Genomic DNA, 19748 nt, shown 5'->3' on the forward strand with positions numbered 1-19748 from the left:
GAGTGCAGAATTAGCGTCTCGCTTGTGTGCAGGGGTTTGCCACCAGCCTCTCAGAGAGGGTGGCGTTGATTTTATCTATGTGTTTTTTAATGGCGCTATTTTGTTTGCTTGTTGCAACATGTAAAGGAATACAGCTGAAATGAGTCGTGCTGATATGGAAAAGGTCGCGGCTTATCTTGGCCTTTTCTAACGTGTAGGACAGCACGTTCTTGTCGACCAATATAGCGTCAACGCGTTGCTTCATCAGTTTTTCCAGCCCTTCTTCTGCACTGCTGACTTCATACTTTTTGAAATTGGTAAGCTGTTCAAAATCATCACTGTATCGGTAGCCTCGTTGAACACCGATGGTGAGCCCAGTTAAGCTCTCGTGATCACTATACTGTATTGGGCTTTCACGCTGACTCAGCACCACTATTTCATTCCAGTAGTAAGGCTGGCTGAAATAAAGAAAGCGCTCTCTTTCTCCTGTTCTCCAAGCGCCCAAAATGACATCGTTCTCCATTGTTCGCACGCTCTTCAAAGCTCGATTCCAAGGCTGCAGCTTAATGTCGAGTTGAAACCCCGATTGTTCAAAGATATCAATCAAAATCAGTTGCGCCTTTCCCGTGTTTGGCGCTTCTTCAAAGTAAGGTGGCCATACGTCTTGGGTCCCCTTTACGGTGATTGAGGAACCCAGTGCAAGAAATGGAACAAAAGCCAGTAAAAACAACCTCATGCCTTTTTCAGCCCCATGTAATGAGTGAACTGTTCTTAAAATAGTCAATAAAGTGCTGATTGACTAGTTTCAAGTTGATGCTTATTTCGTCAGTTTTATTTTTACAGAACGAAAGAATTCTTATCTTTAGTGTTCTAAATAATAAATTGAAGAGCAGCCAAAGTTATCGCATTAGGTGAGTGATTCTTGTGCGATCATATACCGCCTTGTACTTAAGCGCCTAAGTGACTCGTTTGGTTCTATCTTATTGATATTTTGGGTCTTAATGTTGGTTTCTTCAGCTTGTCGGATGTATTTCCTGCTTTGCGTATTGATTGATTTTGTCTGAATTGATTGATCGAATTATTAATCAAAATTCTCTAAAATTTAGGTTTAATGTATCGGTTTTGTGAAAAATAGTTTGAGTACTAACTAATTTTCAGGCATTTTATATTTAATTGAACGTTCAATTAAAAAAGGAAATGCGGTAATGCCTAAGGTAGGGATGCCAGACATCAGGAAGCCTCAACTGGTTCAAGCCACCATGACAGTGATTGATAAAGTCGGCTTGCACGCTGCGAGTATTTCACTGATTAGCAAAGAAGCAGGCGTATCGACGGGCATTGTTAATCACTACTTTGGCGGAAAGCAGGGTTTACTTCATGAAACCATGAGAGAGGTACTTCGCCAGCTTTCTACTACCGTGACAGAGCGTTTGAGTAAGCTACCAAAACATGCCCATCAACAGCGTATTAACGCCATCATTGATGGCAACTTTGTTGGCTATCAAGCTGAAAACAAAGTGGCCAAAACATGGTTAGCATTCTGGTCCTATTCTGTTCACGAGCCTGAGCTCAAACGCCTTCAACGTGTCAATGAAAAGCGACTTCTCTCTCACTTAAAAATTGAGCTGAAAGCGCTGTTTGAAAAAGATCAGGCAGAAATCATTGCTCATGGTATCGCTGCCTTGATCGATGGGATCTGGCTCCGCGGGACAATGAATCCAGATGGCATAGATGCCGATAAAGCCAGATTGATCATCAACGATTATCTGGACAAGCAACTTACTTTCTATTCTCAAAAATAACGAAAAGTCAGAACTATCAAATGGATATGAAATCACTATACATCGATGGCGGCGCATGTAACGCAACATCAGGTGAAAGCTTTACAACTTACAACCCTGCCAATGGCGAGCCGCTGGCTACTATTGGCCAGGCGAGCCCTCAAGACTTAGAGCGCGCGATCGAATCAGCCAAGCAAGGCTTTAAAGTTTGGTCTGCAATGACTCCAATGGAGCGCAGCCGTATTCTTCTTAAAGCCGTTGCAATCTTGCGTGAGCGCAATGATGAGTTAGCTGCCTTGGAAGTGGCTGATACAGGTAAGCCGCTTCAGGAAGCGATTGAAGTGGATATTGTTACAGGCGCCGATGTCATCGAATACTTTGCGGGTCTGGTGCCTGGAATGCAGGGTGAGCAGCAACCGCTGAGTGAGAATCAGTTTTTCTATACACGTCGTGAGCCACTCGGCATTTGTGCTGGCATTGGTGCATGGAATTACCCAATCCAGATTGCAATGTGGAAATCGGCGCCAGCTTTGGCGGCAGGTAATGCAATGATCTTTAAACCGTCGGAAGAAACACCGCTGACTGCTTTAAAACTAGCGGAAATTTTCTCTGAAGCAGGTCTACCAGATGGCGTGTTTAACGTTTTGCAGGGAGACCACCGTGTCGGACAAATGCTAACGGCACACCCAGAGATTGCAAAAGTCTCATTCACGGGCGAATCGGGCACAGGCAAACTTGTTATGGCGGATAGTGCCAAGACACTAAAACAAGTCACGATGGAGCTCGGCGGCAAATCGCCAATGGTGATCTTTGATGATGCCAAGCTAGACAATGCGGTTTCTGCTGCGATGGTTGCAAACTTCTATACCCAAGGCGAAGTGTGCACCCATGGCACACGTGTTTACGTTCATGAAGCGATTTACGATGCGTTTGTTAGTCAGTTAAAAGAGCGAACTGAAAAGCTCATTGTGGGTAACCCAATGGATATGGACACCCAAATCGGTGCCCTGATCTCCAAAGAGCATCTGGGCAAAGTCTTAGGGGCTATTGAAGAAGCGAAACAAAGCGGCGCAACGCTTCTGACGGGCGGCTATCAAGTCGAAGAAAATGGGTTGGAGAATGGCAATTTTGTTATTCCGACGGTATTCACCGATTGCACCGATGACATGCCACACGTTCAAAATGAAATTTTTGGCCCCGTTATGTCTGTTCTGAAATTCTCAGAAGAATCGGATGTGATTGAGCGAGCTAACGATACCTCTTATGGCTTAGCTGCCGGTGTATTTACACAAGACCTGTCTCGCGCGCACCGAGTGATTCACCAATTGCAAGCGGGTATTTGCTGGGTTAACACTTGGGGTGACTCTCCAGCTGAAATGCCGGTAGGTGGCTATAAGCATTCCGGTATCGGCCGTGAAAATGGACCGGAAACGCTTCGCCATTACACTCAGACAAAGAGTGTCCTAATTGAACTTGGCGATTACGCCAGCCCTTACGCTTAAGCAGCAACGGAGATAGAAAATGGAGCAACGCTACGATTATATCATCGTTGGTGCGGGTTCGGCTGGTTGTGTACTGGCTGACCGGTTGTCTGAAAGTGGCGAGCATCAAGTCCTTTTGCTCGAAGCTGGCGGGACGGATAAGAGCATTTTCATCCAAATGCCGACCGCACTGTCTTACCCGATGAATACAGAAAAGTACGCGTGGCAATTTGAGACCATCGCTGAAGAGGGCTTGGATGGGCGCAAATTACATTGTCCTCGAGGTAAAGTGCTGGGTGGCAGCTCTTCAATCAACGGAATGGTTTATGTCCGTGGTCATGCCTGTGATTTTGACGAGTGGGAAGAACAAGGAGCAAAAGGTTGGAACTACAAGTCTTGTTTACCTTATTTCCGCCGTGCTGAATCATGGAACGGTGGTGAAGATGATTATCGTGGAGGAAACGGTCCGGTCGGAACCTGTAATGGTAACGACATGAAACTTAATCCACTGTATCAAGCCTTTATTGAAGCGGGTAAAGAAGCGGGTTATCCGGAAACTGCAGATTACAACGGTTATCAGCAGGAAGGTTTTGGCCCTATGCACATGACGGTGGATAAAGGCGTCCGTGCTTCCACTTCTAACGCCTACTTAAGACGCGCACTGAAACGTTCTAATCTGACACTAATTAAAGGTGTTGTTGCCCACAAGGTGTTACTGGATGGCAAAAAAGCGATTGGCGTAGAGTTCGAACGCTCTGGAAAAATCGTCAAGAGTTATGCCAATAAAGAAGTGGTATCGAGTGCAGGCTCAATCGGGTCAGTTCAACTGTTGCAATTGTCAGGCATTGGACCTGAATCAGTACTCAAAAATGCTGGTGTTGAAGTAAAACATGATTTGCCGGGGGTAGGTGAGAACCTTCAAGATCACCTTGAGGTGTACTTCCAGTACCACTGTGAAAAACCAATTACGCTCAACAGTAAACTAGGTCTCGTAAGCAAAGGGATGATCGGTGCAGAGTGGATCCTGACCCGTAAAGGTTTAGGCGCAACGAACCACTTTGAGTCATGCGCATTTATCCGTTCTCGCAAAGGGCTGAAGTGGCCGAACATTCAATATCACTTCCTGCCAGCGGCGATGCGCTACGATGGTCAGGCGGCGTTTGATGGTCATGGTTTTCAGGTTCATGTCGGTCCGAACAAACCACAGAGCCGCGGAAGTGTCGCTATTATCTCAACTAATCCAAGTGACAAACCAAAAATCGAGTTTAACTACATTTCAACGGAGCAAGACCGTCAGGACTGGCGTGACTGTATTCGTCTGACCCGTGAAATCCTTTCTCAACCAGCCATGGACGCCTATCGCGGTAGCGAAATTCAGCCGGGTGAAACCATCGTAACTGATGAAGCGATTGATGAGTGGGTGAAACAAAACGTGGAGAGTGCCTACCACCCATCATGCAGTTGCAAGATGGGGGCAGAAGATGACCCGATGTCAGTATTGGATGAGCAATGTCGAGTCCGTGGCATCGAAGGATTGCGAGTTGTGGACTCTTCTATCTTCCCAACGATTCCAAATGGCAACCTCAATGCACCGACCATCATGGTCGCGGAACGTGCTGCTGATTTGATATTGGGTAAGCCTCTGATTGAAGGGAAAGAATTACCAGTATGGATTGCTCCGGACTGGGAAGAAAAACAGAGAACCAAGACACCGAAAAGAGACGTGTCGTCTATCTCGTAAAGTCAGTAAATATTACAAGGAAATTATTATGTCTATGATGACAAAAACGCTGTCGACTATCGCTCTTAGCACGATGGCAACAGCGGCATATGCCAACCAGTGTGAAACCGTTCGATTTGCAGATGTAGGCTGGACTGATATTACCGCTACAACAGCAGTCACTAGCGAACTGCTTAAAGGTATGGGTTACAAAACGAAAACAGATTTACTGTCTGTACCCGTCACTTACTCGTCAATGGCAAACGGTGATATCGATATCTTCCTTGGCAACTGGATGCCAACCATGGAGGGAGATATCGCTAAATACCGTGAAGCCGGAACAGTAGAAACAGTTCGAGCAAACCTTGAAGGCGCGAAATACACGTTAGCCGTACCTAAATATGTTTATGATGCGGGCGTAAAAAGCTTCGCTGACATAGCAAAAAATGCCGACAAATTTAAAGATCGAATTTACGGCATTGAGCCTGGCAATGATGGAAACCGCCTGATTCAGTCAATGATTGATAGTGATGCGTTTGGCCTTAAAGATTTCAGCCTCGTTGAGTCTAGTGAGGCGGGTATGGTTTCGCAGGTATCACGAGCGGCTCGTCGCAACCAGTGGATTGTTTATCTCGGCTGGGCACCACACCCAATGAACAGCAATGTCGATATGGAATACCTAGACGGTGGTGATGACTTCTTCGGCCCGAACTACGGTGGCGCGAATGTATACACCAACGTACGTTCTAACTATCTAAATGAATGTCAAAACGTGGGTCAGCTGCTTCAGAATCTAGAATTTAGCCTAGAGATGGAGAATGAGTTGATGGAAGCGATCCTCAACCAAAACGTCAAACCATCAAAGGCGGCTCTTAAGTGGCTGCAAGCGAACCCAGAGCAAGTGAAATCTTGGCTTAAAGGTGTAAAGACTCTCTCTGGTAGTGATGCAGCAGAAGCTGTAATCAACTACGTCAAATCAAATGCATAAAGTGACTAGGTGGGCGTTTTCGCCCACCTAACAACGTAAGGTTTTATTGTGAATTTTATTACCAACAACAAAATCCCTGTGGGTGAATGGATGGAAACGGGCGTCGACTGGCTGACAATGAATGCAGCAGGTTTTTTCGATTCTGTTTCTTATTTTCTTGAAACCATCATTCTTTTTGTTGTCGATATTTTTAAGTGGATGCCACCGGCGTTGCCTATTCTTCTTACCGCGGCTATTGCTTGGTACCTACATCGCAGCATTCCTCTCGTGCTGTTTATCATCGGTGCACTTCTGACGATTCTGAACCTTGGCTACTGGCAAGAAATGCTGGAAACCTTTGTCTTAGTATTTGCTGCGACAACGATTTCCGTATTAATTGGCGTTCCAGTTGGCGTAATGGCGGCGCATCGACCGTGGCTATATACCTTATTGCGGCCAATATTGGACTTGATGCAAACCGTTCCTACTTTTGTATACCTGATACCAACTTTGGTGTTGTTCGGTTTGGGCATCGTTCCTGGGCTAATTTCGACCATCATCTTTGCGATCGCTGCGCCTATCCGCCTGACTTATCTGGGTATTACCAAAGTGCCGGAAGAGTTGATCGAAGCAGGGCAGGCATTTGGTGCCAGCAAAATGAAACTGTTATTCAAAGTGGAACTACCTGCGGCGCTACCAAGCATTATGGCGGGTATCACCCAATGTATTATGTTGTCGCTTTCCATGGTGGTGATTGCCGCTCTAGTCGGGGCAGATGGTCTGGGTAAACCAGTTGTTCGCGCTTTGAACACTGTGAATATTTCTCAGGGTTTTGAAGCTGGTCTCGCTATTGTGCTGGTTGCGATCATCCTAGATCGCTTGTGTAAATCTCCAAATCAGAAGGAAGTGTAATCATGGATGCGATTAAGATTCAAAACCTTGATGTTGTATTTGGTGATCAGCCACAGAAGGCCTTATCTCTACTGGATGAAGGAAAAGCACGTCAGGAAATTATCGATCAAACAGGGCAGGTTGTGGGTGTCGATAACGTCACCATGAGCGTTAAAGAAGGCGAAATCTGTGTGTTAATGGGTTTATCTGGTTCAGGTAAATCAAGCCTACTTAGGGCAGTGAATGGTTTGAACTCTATCAGCCGCGGCTCGTTGCAAATCAAGGATGGCGATAATCAAGTCGAGCTCTCTTCTTGCAATGACGAAACGCTAAGACACCTGCGCACTCATAGAGTATCTATGGTATTCCAGAAGTTTGCCTTAATGCCATGGCTGACCGTGCTCGACAACGTTGCATTTGGTCTTGAAATGCAAGGTATGCCGAAAGCTGAACGACGAGCGAAAGCACGTGAGCAGCTGGAAATGGTCGAGCTTTCAGACTGGGAGCACAAGTATCCGCATGAGTTATCTGGTGGTATGCAGCAGCGTGTTGGCTTAGCAAGAGCGTTCGCGATGGACACCGATATTCTCTTAATGGACGAGCCATTTTCTGCGCTTGATCCATTGATTCGCGCCCAATTACAAGATGAGCTTATCCAGCTGCAGAAAAAGCTTAATAAGACGATTCTGTTTGTCAGCCATGATCTCGACGAAGCACTTAAAATTGGCAACAACATTGCCATCATGGAATCGGGAAAACTGATTCAACACGGCAAGCCAGAGCAAATCGTGCTATCTCCAGAAAACGACTATGTTAAAGATTTTGTCTCTCACACGAACCCGCTTAATGTGCTAAAAGGTCGCTCTCTGATGCAACCCGCAAGTGAGTTAGAGCAGGAAGACGCGAGATGGCAGATCTGTCCGATGCAGAAAGTCTGGGTTGAAGAACGTAACAACCAACTGCATCTAGACAACAAAGCCGATCTTAAACTGGTTGATTGGCGTGATGATGAGATAAAACTGAGCGATATCGATAAAGAATCTGTGGTAATCGCTAGCCCAGACATCGGTATGCGCGAGGCGATCAAACTGAAACAGCGGAGTGGTCAGCCAATTCTGTTAGTTGAGAATGGTGAGCTAATTGGTGTGCTAGACGACAGCGATTTTTACGCAGGTTTGTTGGGAAAGCACCATAAGCCACAAGCAGCGTAAATGTGCAGTAGAGAAGAGTAGGTAAACAACCTACAAATCACGGTTGATAGACTTACCGCTCTTCTCTTTGCTAGCTGTGCCTTCCAGCGAGCATTTGAACGAACAAATAATGGCTAAGCTATCTGAGCGTAGCCATTGGGGGCCCCACCTCAGTGGCTGAACAGACCCGTTCGAATAAACTGGTCAATTTGTTTTGGCACGAAAGAGGTGTAGATCATGCTCGTGTGAGCACTGTGAACTTCAATATGGTCGGTCATGCCGTCTATCGTGGTCTCTTCAACTGTCACCGTTCCATCCGATAGTGTCTGATTGCCCATCATTAACAAGGCTCTGGCCCCTACAGCCATAGTTCCGGCAATGCTGCCAAGCTTTTGTGGGAAGCGCCAGACGTCATCGTGTTCTTCCAGTCCAAAGTCCGCTGCGTTACCCAAGACAGCCCCCATCCCTAAATCTTGAATACGGCTAACAATCGATGCTCCCCGTAGGGGGGAGCCGACGGCAACAACGTGTGAAATCTGTTTTTCGTCTGGTCGTCGAGACGCGAGGTAATGTTTGATTATCAGGCCACCAAGGCTATGGCCGACCAAAACGTTAGGCTCGGTGTGAGAGAGTGCTGAGTCTATTGTGCTGAAAACTTTATGCTCATCAATAGACACACTGTTGTAGCTAATGGTTTGAGTGTTATAGCCATAAGAGCGCAACTTTTGGCTAAGTGGCTGCATCGCGATTCCGTGCATGTACAGACCATGAAGAATGATTATTTTCATCGGATTCCTCATTACAAAATCTATGTTTTATTTTGCCAACTCTGCTCAATGTAAGCCAGTGACAGATTGGATATTTGATGCTCAGCAGACAATAATCGCGCAGTGAGTTAGAGAGAGTACTCAGTGATAAGCCGCTAAATCGACAATGTGGTGTTTAGCGGCAAATGATTAGATCGCCTGATTAAGTGCGAGTGAAACGGAAAGTCTGTAGTTTGGTTTGATGGCCATCGATGAATGCGTAGCTGTCGATAGTCCAGATATTGTTTCCAGCGAAGCCAAGCTCAACGTGGATGTCTGCCGAGTTTACCCCTTCGTAAATAACATCACTCACATTGGTCGGATAGAAGTTGTAACGGTTTGCTTGCGGTTGAAATTCTCCCGCAAAATTGACTGCGACGGATTTTGCGTTATTAACTAGGTTTAACTGATAGCCTGCTTCCGGAGTGAAAGAGAATTCCGCAGTAAAGTTGATGCCTTGATCATTAACTAAAGTCACATCGGCCTGAGTGGTTCTTGCCAGTTTGCCCTCTGCATTAATTGGATCTACACCAGAAAGTTCCTGATGATGGTTTTGGATGTTTACATTCCAGTTTCCAACAAAGTTATCCAACTGTTCCCAATTTTGTGTTTGGCTGCTGTCGTTATTCCCGTTGGCTATATTAGCAATGGCTTGATCCCTGCTTTCTGAACGTATCCCTTCGCGGTTGTTTTGAATGTCGGCTGATGCACCAGTAACGCCACCGGCGACCCCTCCGGCCACCGCGCCTTTCATTGCGAGTTCAGCATCACCCGTTAAGGCTCCAAGCGTTAAGCCAAGAAGCGCACCGCCAGCAGCACCTTGTTTTGTGAGCGCATTGGGATCATCTTCGCCTGGGGTGACACAACCAGCTAAAAGAGGTAGAGAAATTGCCGCAGCCAGTGAGGTCTTCAAAAATGTATTCATAATACCTGCCCTAAAAAACATCGTTCAAAATGACCAAGACAGACTATCTATGAAATGTCAGAAAACGGTTATGAACAGTGTTCTATTATGTGTCGAGATGTTTCTTTTACAGGCGGGAAGTGAGCTTTAGTAGGGTAGACAATAGGTGCCTACCCTGAAAGTACTTGGATTAAATATAGATTTTGCTTTTCGAGTAAAGGACGGCGTCACCGGACACAATTACAGAGTCGTCTTGTACATGGCAATAGAGCGTGCCACCTCTTTTTGAGGCTTGGTAGGCCACGAGATTGGGTTTGCCAAGTTGCTCAGCCCAGTAGGGAGCTAGTCCGGCATGAATGGAACCCGTGACAGGGTCTTCACAATCACCAACATCTGGCCAAAAGTAGCGAGAGACAAAATCATATTGTTGGCTTTCGGCTGAAACCACTAAGTCATAAGGTGCCAGCTTTTCTAAATATTCACGACGAACCTGAACCTCAATGATATCTTGCTCATTCTCATAGAAAGCGAAATAGGCCTGTGGGCTTTTTAGTACGTGGCTTGGCTGAATGGAAAGTGCTTCCATTACTTCCGGCAGTACTTCAGATTCGATTGGTTTCCGATTTGGGAATGTCATTAATATTCGCCCAGACAGGTCTTTTTCAACTTCTAGTGAGCCTACATGTCGTGTTTCAAACTCGATTTTTCCATTCAGAGCGAAAAATTGATAAAGCACATAGGAGGTGGCGAGTGTCGCGTGGCCACAAAAGTCGACCTCCGTGACGGGAGAAAACCAGCGAATCTCATATCGGTTAGCACCAGTGGGTTTAACAAAAGCGGTTTCAGAAAGATTATTTTCTGCCGCAATGTTTTGCATTATTTCATCGCTGAGCCAATCAGCTAGAGGAACTACTGCCGCGGAATTCCCTTTAAAGCGTTGAGTTGTAAATGCATCGCAGGTGAACATCTCCAGTTCCATACTTCTCTCCAATCATTTTTGTGTATGTGTTTTGAAACTATATTCCCATGGTCGATCTTTTGTAATGGTTTACACACCGTGAGTGGGAGTGCCTTCGCAAAGGATAATACTTTTGTTACATGCTGTTAATAGGAACTGGGATGGGCGCAAGAATTAGGAAGGGAGAAAGTTAGGCAGCACAGTATGATGAATGTACTGCCCAAGTTGTTATTTGAAGTTTACCAGAGATTCTCTAGTCAGTTCTTGAATGTTTTTCGCGCCAGTAAGTGTCATGGCAACGCGCATTTCTTTTTCGTACAGATCGAGAAGGTTTTCTACGCCTGCCTGTCCCTGTGCTGCAAGTGCATAGATGTAAGAGCGGCCTAGCATGGCACAATCTGCACCCAAGGCGAGCATTCGGACTACATCCAGACCAGTGCGAATACCAGAATCAACAAAGATCTTCAGATCCCCTTTTACAGCATCAGCAATGCTTGGTAGTGCTTTAGCAGATGACATAACTCCATCTAACTGGCGACCGCCGTGGTTGGAAACCACAATGCCATCAGCGCCAAATTTAACTGCATCTTTTGCGTCCTGCTCGTCGAGAATTCCTTTGATGACCATTGGGCCATCCCAGAAGTCACGAATCCACTCGAGGTCTTTCCACGAGATAGAAGGGTCAAAGTTTTCACCTAACCAGCCAATATAGTCTTCGAGCTTCGTTGGCTCACCGCGGTAGGTTGAAATGTTGCCTAGGTCGTGCGGTTTACCAAACAGACCGACATCGAATGCCCAAGAAGGGTGACGCATCGCTTGAAAGACTCGGCGCATTGCGGCATTTGGCCCGCTCATACCAGAATGCATGTCACGATAGCGAGCCCCCGGCACTGGCATATCAACCGTAAAGACGAGCGTTGTGACTCCAGCTGCTTTCGCGCGTTCAAGTACGTTTTTCATGAACCCGCGGTCTTTCAAAACGTAGAGCTGAAACCACATGGGTCTTGCGAGCTCTGGTGTGACTTCTTCAATAGGGCAGACGGACACGGTCGACATCGTAAATGGGATGCCTTTGTTTTCCGCTGCAATAGCGGCCTGTACTTCACCACGTCTCGCGTACATACCAGTTAGACCAACTGGAGATAGAGCAATAGGTAGAGCGAATTTTTCACCAAAGATTTCGGTTTCCAGGTTCAGATCAGACATGTTTTTGAGAACACGTTGTTTGAGGGCAATATCCGCGAGATCTTCGGTATTGCGTCTTAACGTGTGCTCTCCATAAGAACCACCATCAATATAGTGGAATAAGAACGGCGGAAGTTTAGATTTAGCCGCTTTGCGGTAGTCTGTTGAAGCTGAGATGATCATAAATTCAGTCCTACATTTACATATTGGGGGCCTAGATAAGGCTGGAACGACATCTTTATTAGATTAAAAAGGCGTTAATACCCGCAGTTATTCGACACTAGTGTCCAGTCTTGTCAGGGACAGGTATTAACGCGAAAAGGTTTACTTCATTAGAGCATCGGTAATTTGGATACCATAAATGGCAACCAGACCAATAACGCCAGTCACTACAAGATAGTAGAACGTTGGGATAACGGTCTTGCGCAGCGTCGCACCTTCACGACCCAGAAGGCCGACGGTTGCTGAAGCCGCTACAACGTTATGAATCGCAATCATGTTACCTGCTGCAGCACCGACGGCTTGAAGAGCGACGACGACTGCACTTGAAATAGACAACGTCTGGGCAACTTCAAATTGGAACTGACTAAACATCATGTTAGAGACGGTGTTTGAGCCTGCGATGAATGCACCCAAAGCACCAACTGTTGCACTGAGTGCTGGGAATGCTTCACCCACCAAACCTGCAGCGAAGTTTGCGGTAGTAACAGGCATACTTGCTAAATCAGCACCGTTGATTCCAGAGTTGATAAAGATACGTACCATTGGGATCGTGAACACTAGTACGAAGCCCGCCCCAATCAATGTTTTGCTCGATTCACCAAACGCTTTCGTCAATGGGGCTGCACTGCGTGCTTGAAGTAGCACGGCAATCAAAGCGACAAACACTAAGATGCCACCAGGCAGATATAAAGGTTGGATCGCAGTACTGATGCCAGCTTCGCCAAGAATGTTGCCAAACGACAAACTCACACTACGTAGCATGGCTTTGAACTCAGCGCTGACACGACTCGCTACTAGGACGACAGCTAGAAGCACGTATGGCAGCCAAGCCATAACCATGCTCATTGGCTTGTCTTTAGAATCCGCCAGATCAATCTTAAGAGAGCCTAACCATTCTGCAGGCCATTTCTTCTCGTCTTCAAAATCCCACGTTGATCTAGGAACAAGGAAGCCACGCTTAGCAGCTGAAACCACGATCGCTAAGCCAACCAGACCACCGATAAGTGATGGGAATTCTGCGCCCAAGAACACACCTGTTAATGCGTACGGAATAGTAAAAGCAAGGCCTGCAAAAACGGCAAATGGAAGAATGTCTAGGCCTTCTGTCCAGCTTCTGTTCTTGCCAAAGAAGCGCGTTAGCATCATCGCCATCAGTACAGGAATCAGAGTACCCACAGAAGCGTGGATCAGCGCAACGCTGGACGTTATCTGCTGAAGGTATGCGTCCCAGTTTGAGCCGTTAGCCACAAGCGCTTCGGTAATGTTGTGTGTGTCTAGACCTTTGTTCACGCCGACAATGATCGGAGTGCCCACGGCACCGAAAGACACGGGTGTAGACTGAATCATCATGCCCATTAGAACGGCAGCAAGAGCAGGGAAGCCAATCGCGACCAGAAGCGGAGCAGCAATGGCCGCTGGGGTGCCAAAACCAGAGGCGCCTTCAATGAAAGAGCCAAAGCACCAAGCGATGATGATCGCCTGAACTCGACGGTCTGGCGAGATATTGGTAAATCCATTGCGGATGGTTGATATCGCGCCGGTATGCTTCAGTGTGTTGAGCAGGAAAATGGCGCCGAACACAATCCATAGAACAGAGACAGTGATGCCTAATCCTTGGAAAATAGAGGCAAGAACTCGGGTAGTAGACATATCCCAGAAGAATAGGGCAATAACAACTGTCAATCCGAAAGCGACAGGCATTGCGCGTTTAGCTGGCCAGTTGAGACCGACTAATAATATAGCCGCAACAACTATCGGCGAAAAGGCCACTAAGGCCAGTAAAGTTTCACTCATTGGTACATCCTCGTACAGGCTTTTACTTTTACAAATCAGGATTCTCAAGAATCTCTTAGATTTTATAATTGTGATATTTGTGTTAATTCGAGGTGAATTTACCCCTTTCTTTTTTATTGATATAGGGAAATAATGAAAATAATTAATTCCAAAAATGACATAATGGTATGCGTGCGGACGATATAATCTTGTTTTCTCAGGTCGTAGAACTGGGTAGTTTTAGTAAGGTGGCAGAGATAAATAACCTTACAAATTCGGTAGTTAGCAAAAGGATTGCTCGATTAGAAGAAGAAATTGGTGTTCAACTATTATATCGAACTACGCGTAAATTGACGCTAACGGAGGCTGGCAAGGCGCTGACCCACGGCGCGAAAAATGTGAAGCAAGCCGCTCAGGAAGCAATGGATGCGGTATCAGGATTTGGTGAGAATATCAGCGGTCACATCAAAATGTCGGTCCCTTCAATCTCTGGCGATCTAATTTTGGCTGATGCAGTAGCGGAGTTTTGCAATTTACACCCGGGTTTAACGGTCGATATGTCCCTTGATAATCGCTTCGTTGACTTAGTAGAGGGTGGTTATGATTTAGTGATTCGCACAGGGTATCTTGAAGATTCCAGCCTCATTGCTCGCCATATTCTTGATTCTCAATGGGTGGTCTGCGCATCACCTTCTTACATTGCACGTAATGGAAAACCGATTCAGCCTGAAGATCTTGTCACACACAACTGCCTACAATACGCCTATCAAACCACTGGTGCTTCAGAGTGGGAGTTTAAGTCAAAATCGGGCAACTATATTGTGAAGGTATCTGGGTCTTTCTCGACCGACAATGCGACGGCATTGAGGAAAGCGGCGTTGGGAGGGCATGGGATTGCGTATGTACCGCGATGCTTGGTTTATCACGATATTCGCAATGGTCAGCTGGTGGATCTGTTTCCTGAGTTGGTCGGTAAGCGGCTGGGAATTTACGCGGTGTACCCGTTTACTCGTCAACCACCCAATAAGGTTAAGCTGCTGATTGAGCACATTCGGGCTCGTTATCTGGCTATTTCACACTATTTCTAAAAAGAAAAGCCGATGCATCCATGCATCGGCTTTGATTGGCGGCCAAACCAATGTATTTCTATTTACTACGCTGCGACGATCTCTTCGTCTAAATCGAAAGACGCATCAATAAGCATCTTAGTGTAGTCGTTCTTCGGGGAGTGGAAGATTTCATCGGCCGTGCCTTCCTCCATCACTTCGCCTTTCTGCATCACTAGTACGCGATCAGAAAGTGCTTTCACTACGCTCAAGTCATGACTGATGAACAGGAAGCCGATGTTGTGCTTTTTCTGAATATCTTTAAGCAGGTCGATAACGGTCAACTGTACAGAGCGGTCGAGTGCAGACGTAGGTTCATCCAGAAGAATAAATGAAGGTTCTAGAATCAAAGCGCGAGCAATTGCGATACGCTGACGCTGACCACCAGAGAACTCATGTGGGTAGCGGTTGATCGAGTGAGGGTCCAGTCTCACTTCTTCCAATGCTTTACGAGCGCGCTGCATACGTTCAGCACGGCCCATCTGAGGCTGATGCACTGTTAGACCTTCAGTAATGATGTCACCGACGGTCATACGCGGGGATAGAGAACCATAAGGGTCTTGGAAAACCATCTGAATGTCTTTCTTAAGCCCAAAGCGTTCTTTCTCGCTTAGTGCTTTAACGTCCTGACCTTTAAACTCAATGCCACCCGTACAAGGCAGTAGGCCGATAAGTGCACGGCCGAGCGTCGATTTTCCTGAACCAGACTCACCGACAATACCTAAGGTCTCGCCTTGTTTAAGCTCAAGGGAAATGCCTTTAACCGCTTCAAAGTACTCATTTTTACTCTGAATAAAATGAGACTTTATCAGGAACTTGACGCGAATATCATCGGCTTTAAGTAATGGCGGAGCGCCATCTTCTACCGGATCTTTACTGCCTTTCGGAATCGAGTTGATCAGCATTTTTGTGTAATCATGCTGCGGGTTGTTAAACAGCGCCTGACACTGGCCCTCCTCAACCACATCGCCTTTACACATAACGATGACGCGATCAGCAAGGTGTTTTACGACTCCTAAGTCGTGCGTAATGAACAGAATAGCCATGCCCATTTTAGCCTGAATCTCTTTGATCAGATTCAGTACTTCTGCTTGTACTGTTACATCAAGCGCTGTAGTCGGCTCATCAGCGATAAGAATGTCAGGTTCGTTGATCAGCGCCATCGCAATCATAATACGTTGTAGCTGACCACCTGAGAATTCGTGTGGGTACTTAGTGTACGCTTGCTCCGGGTTTGGGAGATGAACCAGATTAAACAGCTCGAGTACTTTTTGTTTAGCCTGAGAACGGGATACTGGGCGATGACACATGATGGCTTCCGCCACTTGAATACCCACTCGCATAAATGGATTGAGAGAAGTCATTGGTTCCTGAAAAATCATACCAATGCGGTCGCCGCGAATGGACTGCATATCTTTTTCAGGTTTATCGACCAGTTGCTCACCCTCAAAGATGATGCTGGATTGGGAGTGAACAATGGCATTATTTGGTAGTAACTGCATCAGGGCATTGGTCGAAACGGATTTACCACTACCGGATTCTCCTACGATAGCGAGCGTTTCACCCTGAAAGAGTTCGAAGTTAACATCCTTTACCGCGTCTACAATACCGTCGTTAGTTGTAAAGCTGACCGAAAGGTTTTTAACCTCTAGAATTGGCATCTGTGACATTTGCATTCCTTGTTTTAATTTATTTGATGCGAGCTTTCCGTTGCATTGCCATAGCTCTTCAATGCTGAGAAGTGGTGATGAGCTTTTTGAACTTGTTCAAACTCTAACATCCACTGAGCATTACGTTGAGCACTACAAAACGCGCCCATATGGCGCAAAAGATCCTCACAGTTTTTATCAAGAACGTGGTGGGTAGCCTGAACCAATTCTGCAGATTCAATCGACATAAACTGAAGCAAAGCATAGCTTTGGTTGAGCAAGTCGAAGGCACTTTGATGCTGACCCATCTTGTTGAGGATCTCTGATTGAGAGACAGCAGCATCACGTAAGCCAGTTAATAAACAGCTGAATTGGCAAGGTTTGGTTTGGTCATCACTTAGTGCGCTTTGGATATGCGTCGGTAAATGATGCAGAACTTGATCGTACAAGTAGTGTGCCTCTGGCCAGTGACCTTGTTCTAATAACTGTTCAGCTTTTAGGTAATGTGTCCAGCACTGTTGTAGATCCATGTTCAATTACTCCACCAAAATCGTAACAAGGCATATTTAAATGCAATTCATTAGCCATTGCAAATAATTATCATTTAAATGATATTTGACAGCATAATTGGTGGATATTTAGGCAGTTGAACTCGAATAATGCCTAAGTCACTAAAATATAACCAAAACTGGCCTACACTAGGTCGTTATAGAGTTGATGGAAAATAACAATAAGGAAAGAAAGATGGCAATTCAACGGCTAGAAATGAGCCAGCTGTATCATGCTGCGGAGCTGGAAATGCTACCGAGTAAGTCTACAAAAGAGCTGGCACCCATTGACGAAATCGTCGGTCAAGAACGTGCTCAAAAGGCAGTAGAGTTCGCTATGTCCATTAAGGAGAAGGGCTACAACATCTATGCTATTGGCCAAAATGGCCTTGGTAAGCGAACAATGATTTTGCGTTACCTCAATCGCCACCAGCACGATGCGAAAGCACTTTATGACTGGTGTTATGTCGCAAATTTTGAAGATATCAGGACGCCCAAAGTACTGGCACTCCCATGTGGTATCGGCAGTCAACTTAAACAAGACATCGAGAAATTGATGTCAAAACTGGTCAACGCCATTCCTCTGGCATTCGACAATGAGCTCTACTACAGCAGAGCCGATAAGCTTAAAAACCAACTGGCGCAAAAGCAGGAAGCAGAGTTAGCCGTCATCACTAAAGAAGCAAAAACCAAAGGCATCAGTCTCACGATTACTACTCAGGGTGACTACCAGTTTGTCGCGATGAATGGTGAGGAGATGCACACTGAAGAGTCTTTTGAGGAGCTGACTAAGAAAGAGCAAGAGTATTTTGGCTCTACCATTGATGAACTTGAAATCAAGTTGAGAGATATGGTTCGTCAGTTGACGGAGTGGGAAGAAGCGTACAGTGAAAAAATTAAGAAACTGAACGACGATGTAACATTGGATGTCATCACTCACTTTATCAAACAGCTGAAAAAGGACTACTCCGGCTACGCAGAAATCAAAGCTTATCTAACAGAACTTCAGCAAGATATTGTTGAAAACGCTGACATCTTTTTAGAGCAAAGTGCAGAGCAAGGAGAGGTTGCTACAGCATCCTTAGATAAGAAACTTCCACGTCGTTACAAGGTTAACGTTCTAGTAAGCCGTAAAGATGATGAGTTTCCTATTGTCGTTGAAGAGAACCCGAACTATCACAGCTTGTTCGGTTACATTGAAACAGCCACTTTCAAAGGTACCGTTTTTACGGACTTCTCACTGATTCGCCCAGGTAGTCTGCATAAAGCCAATGGCGGCGTACTATTGATGGATGCTCAAAAAGTACTGGAACAACCTTATGTTTGGGATGGATTGAAGCGTGCACTGCGAGCTCGCAAACTAAGCTTTACCTCGCTGGAGAAAGAGGTCACGTTAACAGGTGCGGTTTCGCTAGACCCTGAAGCCATCCCATTGGACGTTAAGATTATCCTGTTTGGGGATTACCGAACCTATCAACTTCTTCAACATTACGATCCGGAGTTTAGCGAACTGTTCCGCGTAACGGCTGACTTCGAAGATGAAATGACCCGTAGCCCGCAGTCCGAACTGCAATATGCGCGTTTTATTTCCAGTGTCGTCAACGATAACAATATGCTCCATTGTGATAAGAAGGCCATCGCTCGGATTATCGAGCATAGCTCTCGATTGTCAGGCGATCAGACCAAGCTTTCATTGCACTCAGCTAACATTGCTAACCTGATCCGAGAGTCAAACTACGTTGCTCGTCAGGCTAACTCGAACATGATTCGTTCTAGCCATGTTGAAGAGGCGCTAGCCAATCAGGAGATGCGAGTCAGTCGTCTCAAAGACAGTGTGATGGAAGGTTTCATCAACGGAACTACCCTGATTCAAACTGAAGGAGAAGCCATCGGTCAGGTCAACGCGCTATCTGTTTTGAGCACCAGTGAGTACATGTTTGGTGCCCCAAACCGTATTACAGCGACAACTTGTTATGGTGGCGGTGAAGTGATCGACATTGAGCGTAGTGTTGATTTAGGTGGCAGCATTCACTCAAAAGGTGTGATGATCTTAACCGCTTACCTCTCTTCAGTATTTGGTAAAACGGCCAAAGTGCCTTTAACTACGACAATCACGTTTGAGCAGTCCTACGGTGGTGTCGATGGTGATAGCGCAAGTATGGCGGAGTTTTGTGCGGTAGTGTCGGCCTTTTCTAAACAAGCTAACCGTCAAGATATTGCAATTACAGGCTCGATGAACCAGTTTGGTGAAGCACAGCCTATCGGTGGTGTTAACGAGAAAATTGAAGGCTTCTTCGATGTGTGTACGATTAAAGGTCGCAGTGAAAATCAAGGCGTGATCATACCAAGAGCCAACATGCACAACCTCATGCTACGCCCTGATGTTGTGAAGGCGGTTGAACGAGGCGAGTTTCAAATCTGGGCGATTGACCATGTGACTGAAGCTATCGAATTATTCATGGGTAAACCTGCGGGTGAGCCAAGTGATGAGGGCAGTTACCCAATTGATACGGTATTTGGGATTGCTCAAGCCAAGCTCAATGCATTAAGGAAATAACCAAAAAAGGGCTTTCATATGAAAGCCCTTT

Annotated in this window: 16 protein-coding genes; 8 read left to right on the forward strand and 8 right to left on the reverse strand. The window is 46.0% G+C overall.

Features of this window, described 5'->3' with window-relative positions:
* Window positions 1-10: 10 nt before the first annotated feature.
* Complete coding sequence (locus F0265_RS04605) at window positions 11-715, reverse strand: transporter substrate-binding domain-containing protein (protein WP_171747985.1); 705 nt, start codon at window positions 713-715, stop codon at window positions 11-13.
* Window positions 716-1184: 469 nt separating this feature from the next.
* On the opposite strand from F0265_RS04605, the gene betI reads away from it, so the two are divergent.
* The 6 genes from betI to choV are packed head-to-tail and all read left to right on the forward strand — an operon-like array spanning window position 1185 to window position 8030.
* Entirely contained in the window at window positions 1185-1781 is a 597-nt protein-coding gene (gene betI, locus F0265_RS04610; protein WP_171747986.1) for a transcriptional regulator BetI, read from the forward strand.
* Between the two features lie 20 nt (window positions 1782-1801).
* Window positions 1802-3262: a betaine-aldehyde dehydrogenase gene (gene betB / locus F0265_RS04615; RefSeq protein ID WP_171747987.1), complete on the forward strand. Its 1461-nt coding sequence runs from the start codon at window positions 1802-1804 to the stop codon at window positions 3260-3262.
* Window positions 3263-3281: 19 nt separating this feature from the next.
* On the forward strand, window positions 3282-4982 hold the full coding sequence (gene betA / locus F0265_RS04620) for a choline dehydrogenase (protein WP_171747988.1): 1701 nt from the start codon (window positions 3282-3284) through the stop codon (window positions 4980-4982).
* A gap of 28 nt (window positions 4983-5010) precedes the next feature.
* Window positions 5011-5949: a choline ABC transporter substrate-binding protein gene (locus tag F0265_RS04625; RefSeq protein WP_171747989.1), complete on the forward strand. Its 939-nt coding sequence runs from the start codon at window positions 5011-5013 to the stop codon at window positions 5947-5949.
* A 48-nt stretch (window positions 5950-5997) separates the two neighbouring features.
* Window positions 5998-6840: a choline ABC transporter permease subunit gene (gene choW / locus F0265_RS04630; protein ID WP_006961210.1), complete on the forward strand. Its 843-nt coding sequence runs from the start codon at window positions 5998-6000 to the stop codon at window positions 6838-6840.
* 2 nt (window positions 6841-6842) lie between these two features.
* A complete protein-coding gene (gene choV / locus F0265_RS04635) occupies window positions 6843-8030 on the forward strand; it encodes a choline ABC transporter ATP-binding protein (protein ID WP_171747990.1) in 1188 nt (395 codons plus the stop codon).
* Between the two features lie 149 nt (window positions 8031-8179).
* Here the strand turns inward: choV and F0265_RS04640 are convergent, their stop codons facing one another.
* From F0265_RS04640 to F0265_RS04660, 5 genes are all read right to left on the reverse strand, one after another.
* Window positions 8180-8797, reverse strand: coding sequence for a triacylglycerol lipase (locus tag F0265_RS04640; RefSeq protein ID WP_171747991.1), 618 nt, complete (start codon window positions 8795-8797; stop codon window positions 8180-8182).
* Window positions 8798-8978: 181 nt separating this feature from the next.
* Window positions 8979-9740, reverse strand: coding sequence for a hypothetical protein (locus F0265_RS04645; RefSeq protein WP_171747992.1), 762 nt, complete (start codon window positions 9738-9740; stop codon window positions 8979-8981).
* Between the two features lie 169 nt (window positions 9741-9909).
* On the reverse strand, window positions 9910-10698 hold the full coding sequence (locus tag F0265_RS04650) for a PhzF family phenazine biosynthesis protein (RefSeq protein ID WP_171747993.1): 789 nt from the start codon (window positions 10696-10698) through the stop codon (window positions 9910-9912).
* A 207-nt stretch (window positions 10699-10905) separates the two neighbouring features.
* Window positions 10906-12045 carry an FMN-dependent L-lactate dehydrogenase LldD gene (gene lldD / locus F0265_RS04655; protein ID WP_064486423.1) on the reverse strand — a complete coding sequence of 380 codons (1140 nt, stop codon included), beginning with the start codon at window positions 12043-12045 and terminating at the stop codon, window positions 10906-10908.
* 141 nt (window positions 12046-12186) lie between these two features.
* A complete protein-coding gene (locus tag F0265_RS04660) occupies window positions 12187-13878 on the reverse strand; it encodes an L-lactate permease (RefSeq protein ID WP_171747994.1) in 1692 nt (563 codons plus the stop codon).
* 167 nt (window positions 13879-14045) lie between these two features.
* Between F0265_RS04660 and F0265_RS04665 the strand changes: the two genes are divergently transcribed.
* Complete coding sequence (locus tag F0265_RS04665; protein ID WP_171747995.1) at window positions 14046-14945, forward strand: LysR family transcriptional regulator; 900 nt, start codon at window positions 14046-14048, stop codon at window positions 14943-14945.
* Between the two features lie 65 nt (window positions 14946-15010).
* Here F0265_RS04665 and F0265_RS04670 read toward each other — a convergent pair whose 3' ends face one another.
* A complete protein-coding gene (locus F0265_RS04670; RefSeq protein ID WP_171747996.1) occupies window positions 15011-16633 on the reverse strand; it encodes an ABC transporter ATP-binding protein in 1623 nt (540 codons plus the stop codon).
* Window positions 16634-16647: 14 nt separating this feature from the next.
* A complete protein-coding gene (locus F0265_RS04675; RefSeq protein WP_019274700.1) occupies window positions 16648-17142 on the reverse strand; it encodes a hypothetical protein in 495 nt (164 codons plus the stop codon).
* Window positions 17143-17356: 214 nt separating this feature from the next.
* Between F0265_RS04675 and F0265_RS04680 the strand changes: the two genes are divergently transcribed.
* Entirely contained in the window at window positions 17357-19717 is a 2361-nt protein-coding gene (locus F0265_RS04680) for an ATP-binding protein (protein ID WP_006961195.1), read from the forward strand.
* The last annotated feature ends 31 nt before the right edge of the window (window positions 19718-19748 follow it).

It is taken from the genome of Vibrio sp. RE88, assembly GCF_013113835.1.
Lineage (GTDB): Bacteria > Pseudomonadota > Gammaproteobacteria > Enterobacterales > Vibrionaceae > Vibrio.

What these genes read in the sequence shown, in the direction of transcription:
- betI (WP_171747986.1), top strand. Translation starts at nt 1,185, where the DNA reads ATGCCTAAGGTAGGGATGCCAGACATCAGGAAGCCTCAACTGGTTCAA.
- F0265_RS04680 (WP_006961195.1), top strand. Translation starts at nt 17,357, where the DNA reads ATGGCAATTCAACGGCTAGAAATGAGCCAGCTGTATCATGCTGCGGAG.
- F0265_RS04645 (WP_171747992.1), bottom strand. Translation starts at nt 9,740, where the DNA reads ATGAATACATTTTTGAAGACCTCACTGGCTGCGGCAATTTCTCTACCT.
- F0265_RS04660 (WP_171747994.1), bottom strand. Translation starts at nt 13,878, where the DNA reads ATGAGTGAAACTTTACTGGCCTTAGTGGCCTTTTCGCCGATAGTTGTT.
- choV (WP_171747990.1), top strand. Translation starts at nt 6,843, where the DNA reads ATGGATGCGATTAAGATTCAAAACCTTGATGTTGTATTTGGTGATCAG.
- F0265_RS04650 (WP_171747993.1), bottom strand. Translation starts at nt 10,698, where the DNA reads ATGGAACTGGAGATGTTCACCTGCGATGCATTTACAACTCAACGCTTT.
- F0265_RS04670 (WP_171747996.1), bottom strand. Translation starts at nt 16,633, where the DNA reads ATGTCACAGATGCCAATTCTAGAGGTTAAAAACCTTTCGGTCAGCTTT.
- F0265_RS04665 (WP_171747995.1), top strand. Translation starts at nt 14,046, where the DNA reads ATGCGTGCGGACGATATAATCTTGTTTTCTCAGGTCGTAGAACTGGGT.
- F0265_RS04605 (WP_171747985.1), bottom strand. Translation starts at nt 715, where the DNA reads ATGAGGTTGTTTTTACTGGCTTTTGTTCCATTTCTTGCACTGGGTTCC.
- F0265_RS04625 (WP_171747989.1), top strand. Translation starts at nt 5,011, where the DNA reads ATGTCTATGATGACAAAAACGCTGTCGACTATCGCTCTTAGCACGATG.
- F0265_RS04640 (WP_171747991.1), bottom strand. Translation starts at nt 8,797, where the DNA reads ATGAAAATAATCATTCTTCATGGTCTGTACATGCACGGAATCGCGATG.
- F0265_RS04675 (WP_019274700.1), bottom strand. Translation starts at nt 17,142, where the DNA reads ATGGATCTACAACAGTGCTGGACACATTACCTAAAAGCTGAACAGTTA.
- lldD (WP_064486423.1), bottom strand. Translation starts at nt 12,045, where the DNA reads ATGATCATCTCAGCTTCAACAGACTACCGCAAAGCGGCTAAATCTAAA.
- betB (WP_171747987.1), top strand. Translation starts at nt 1,802, where the DNA reads ATGGATATGAAATCACTATACATCGATGGCGGCGCATGTAACGCAACA.
- betA (WP_171747988.1), top strand. Translation starts at nt 3,282, where the DNA reads ATGGAGCAACGCTACGATTATATCATCGTTGGTGCGGGTTCGGCTGGT.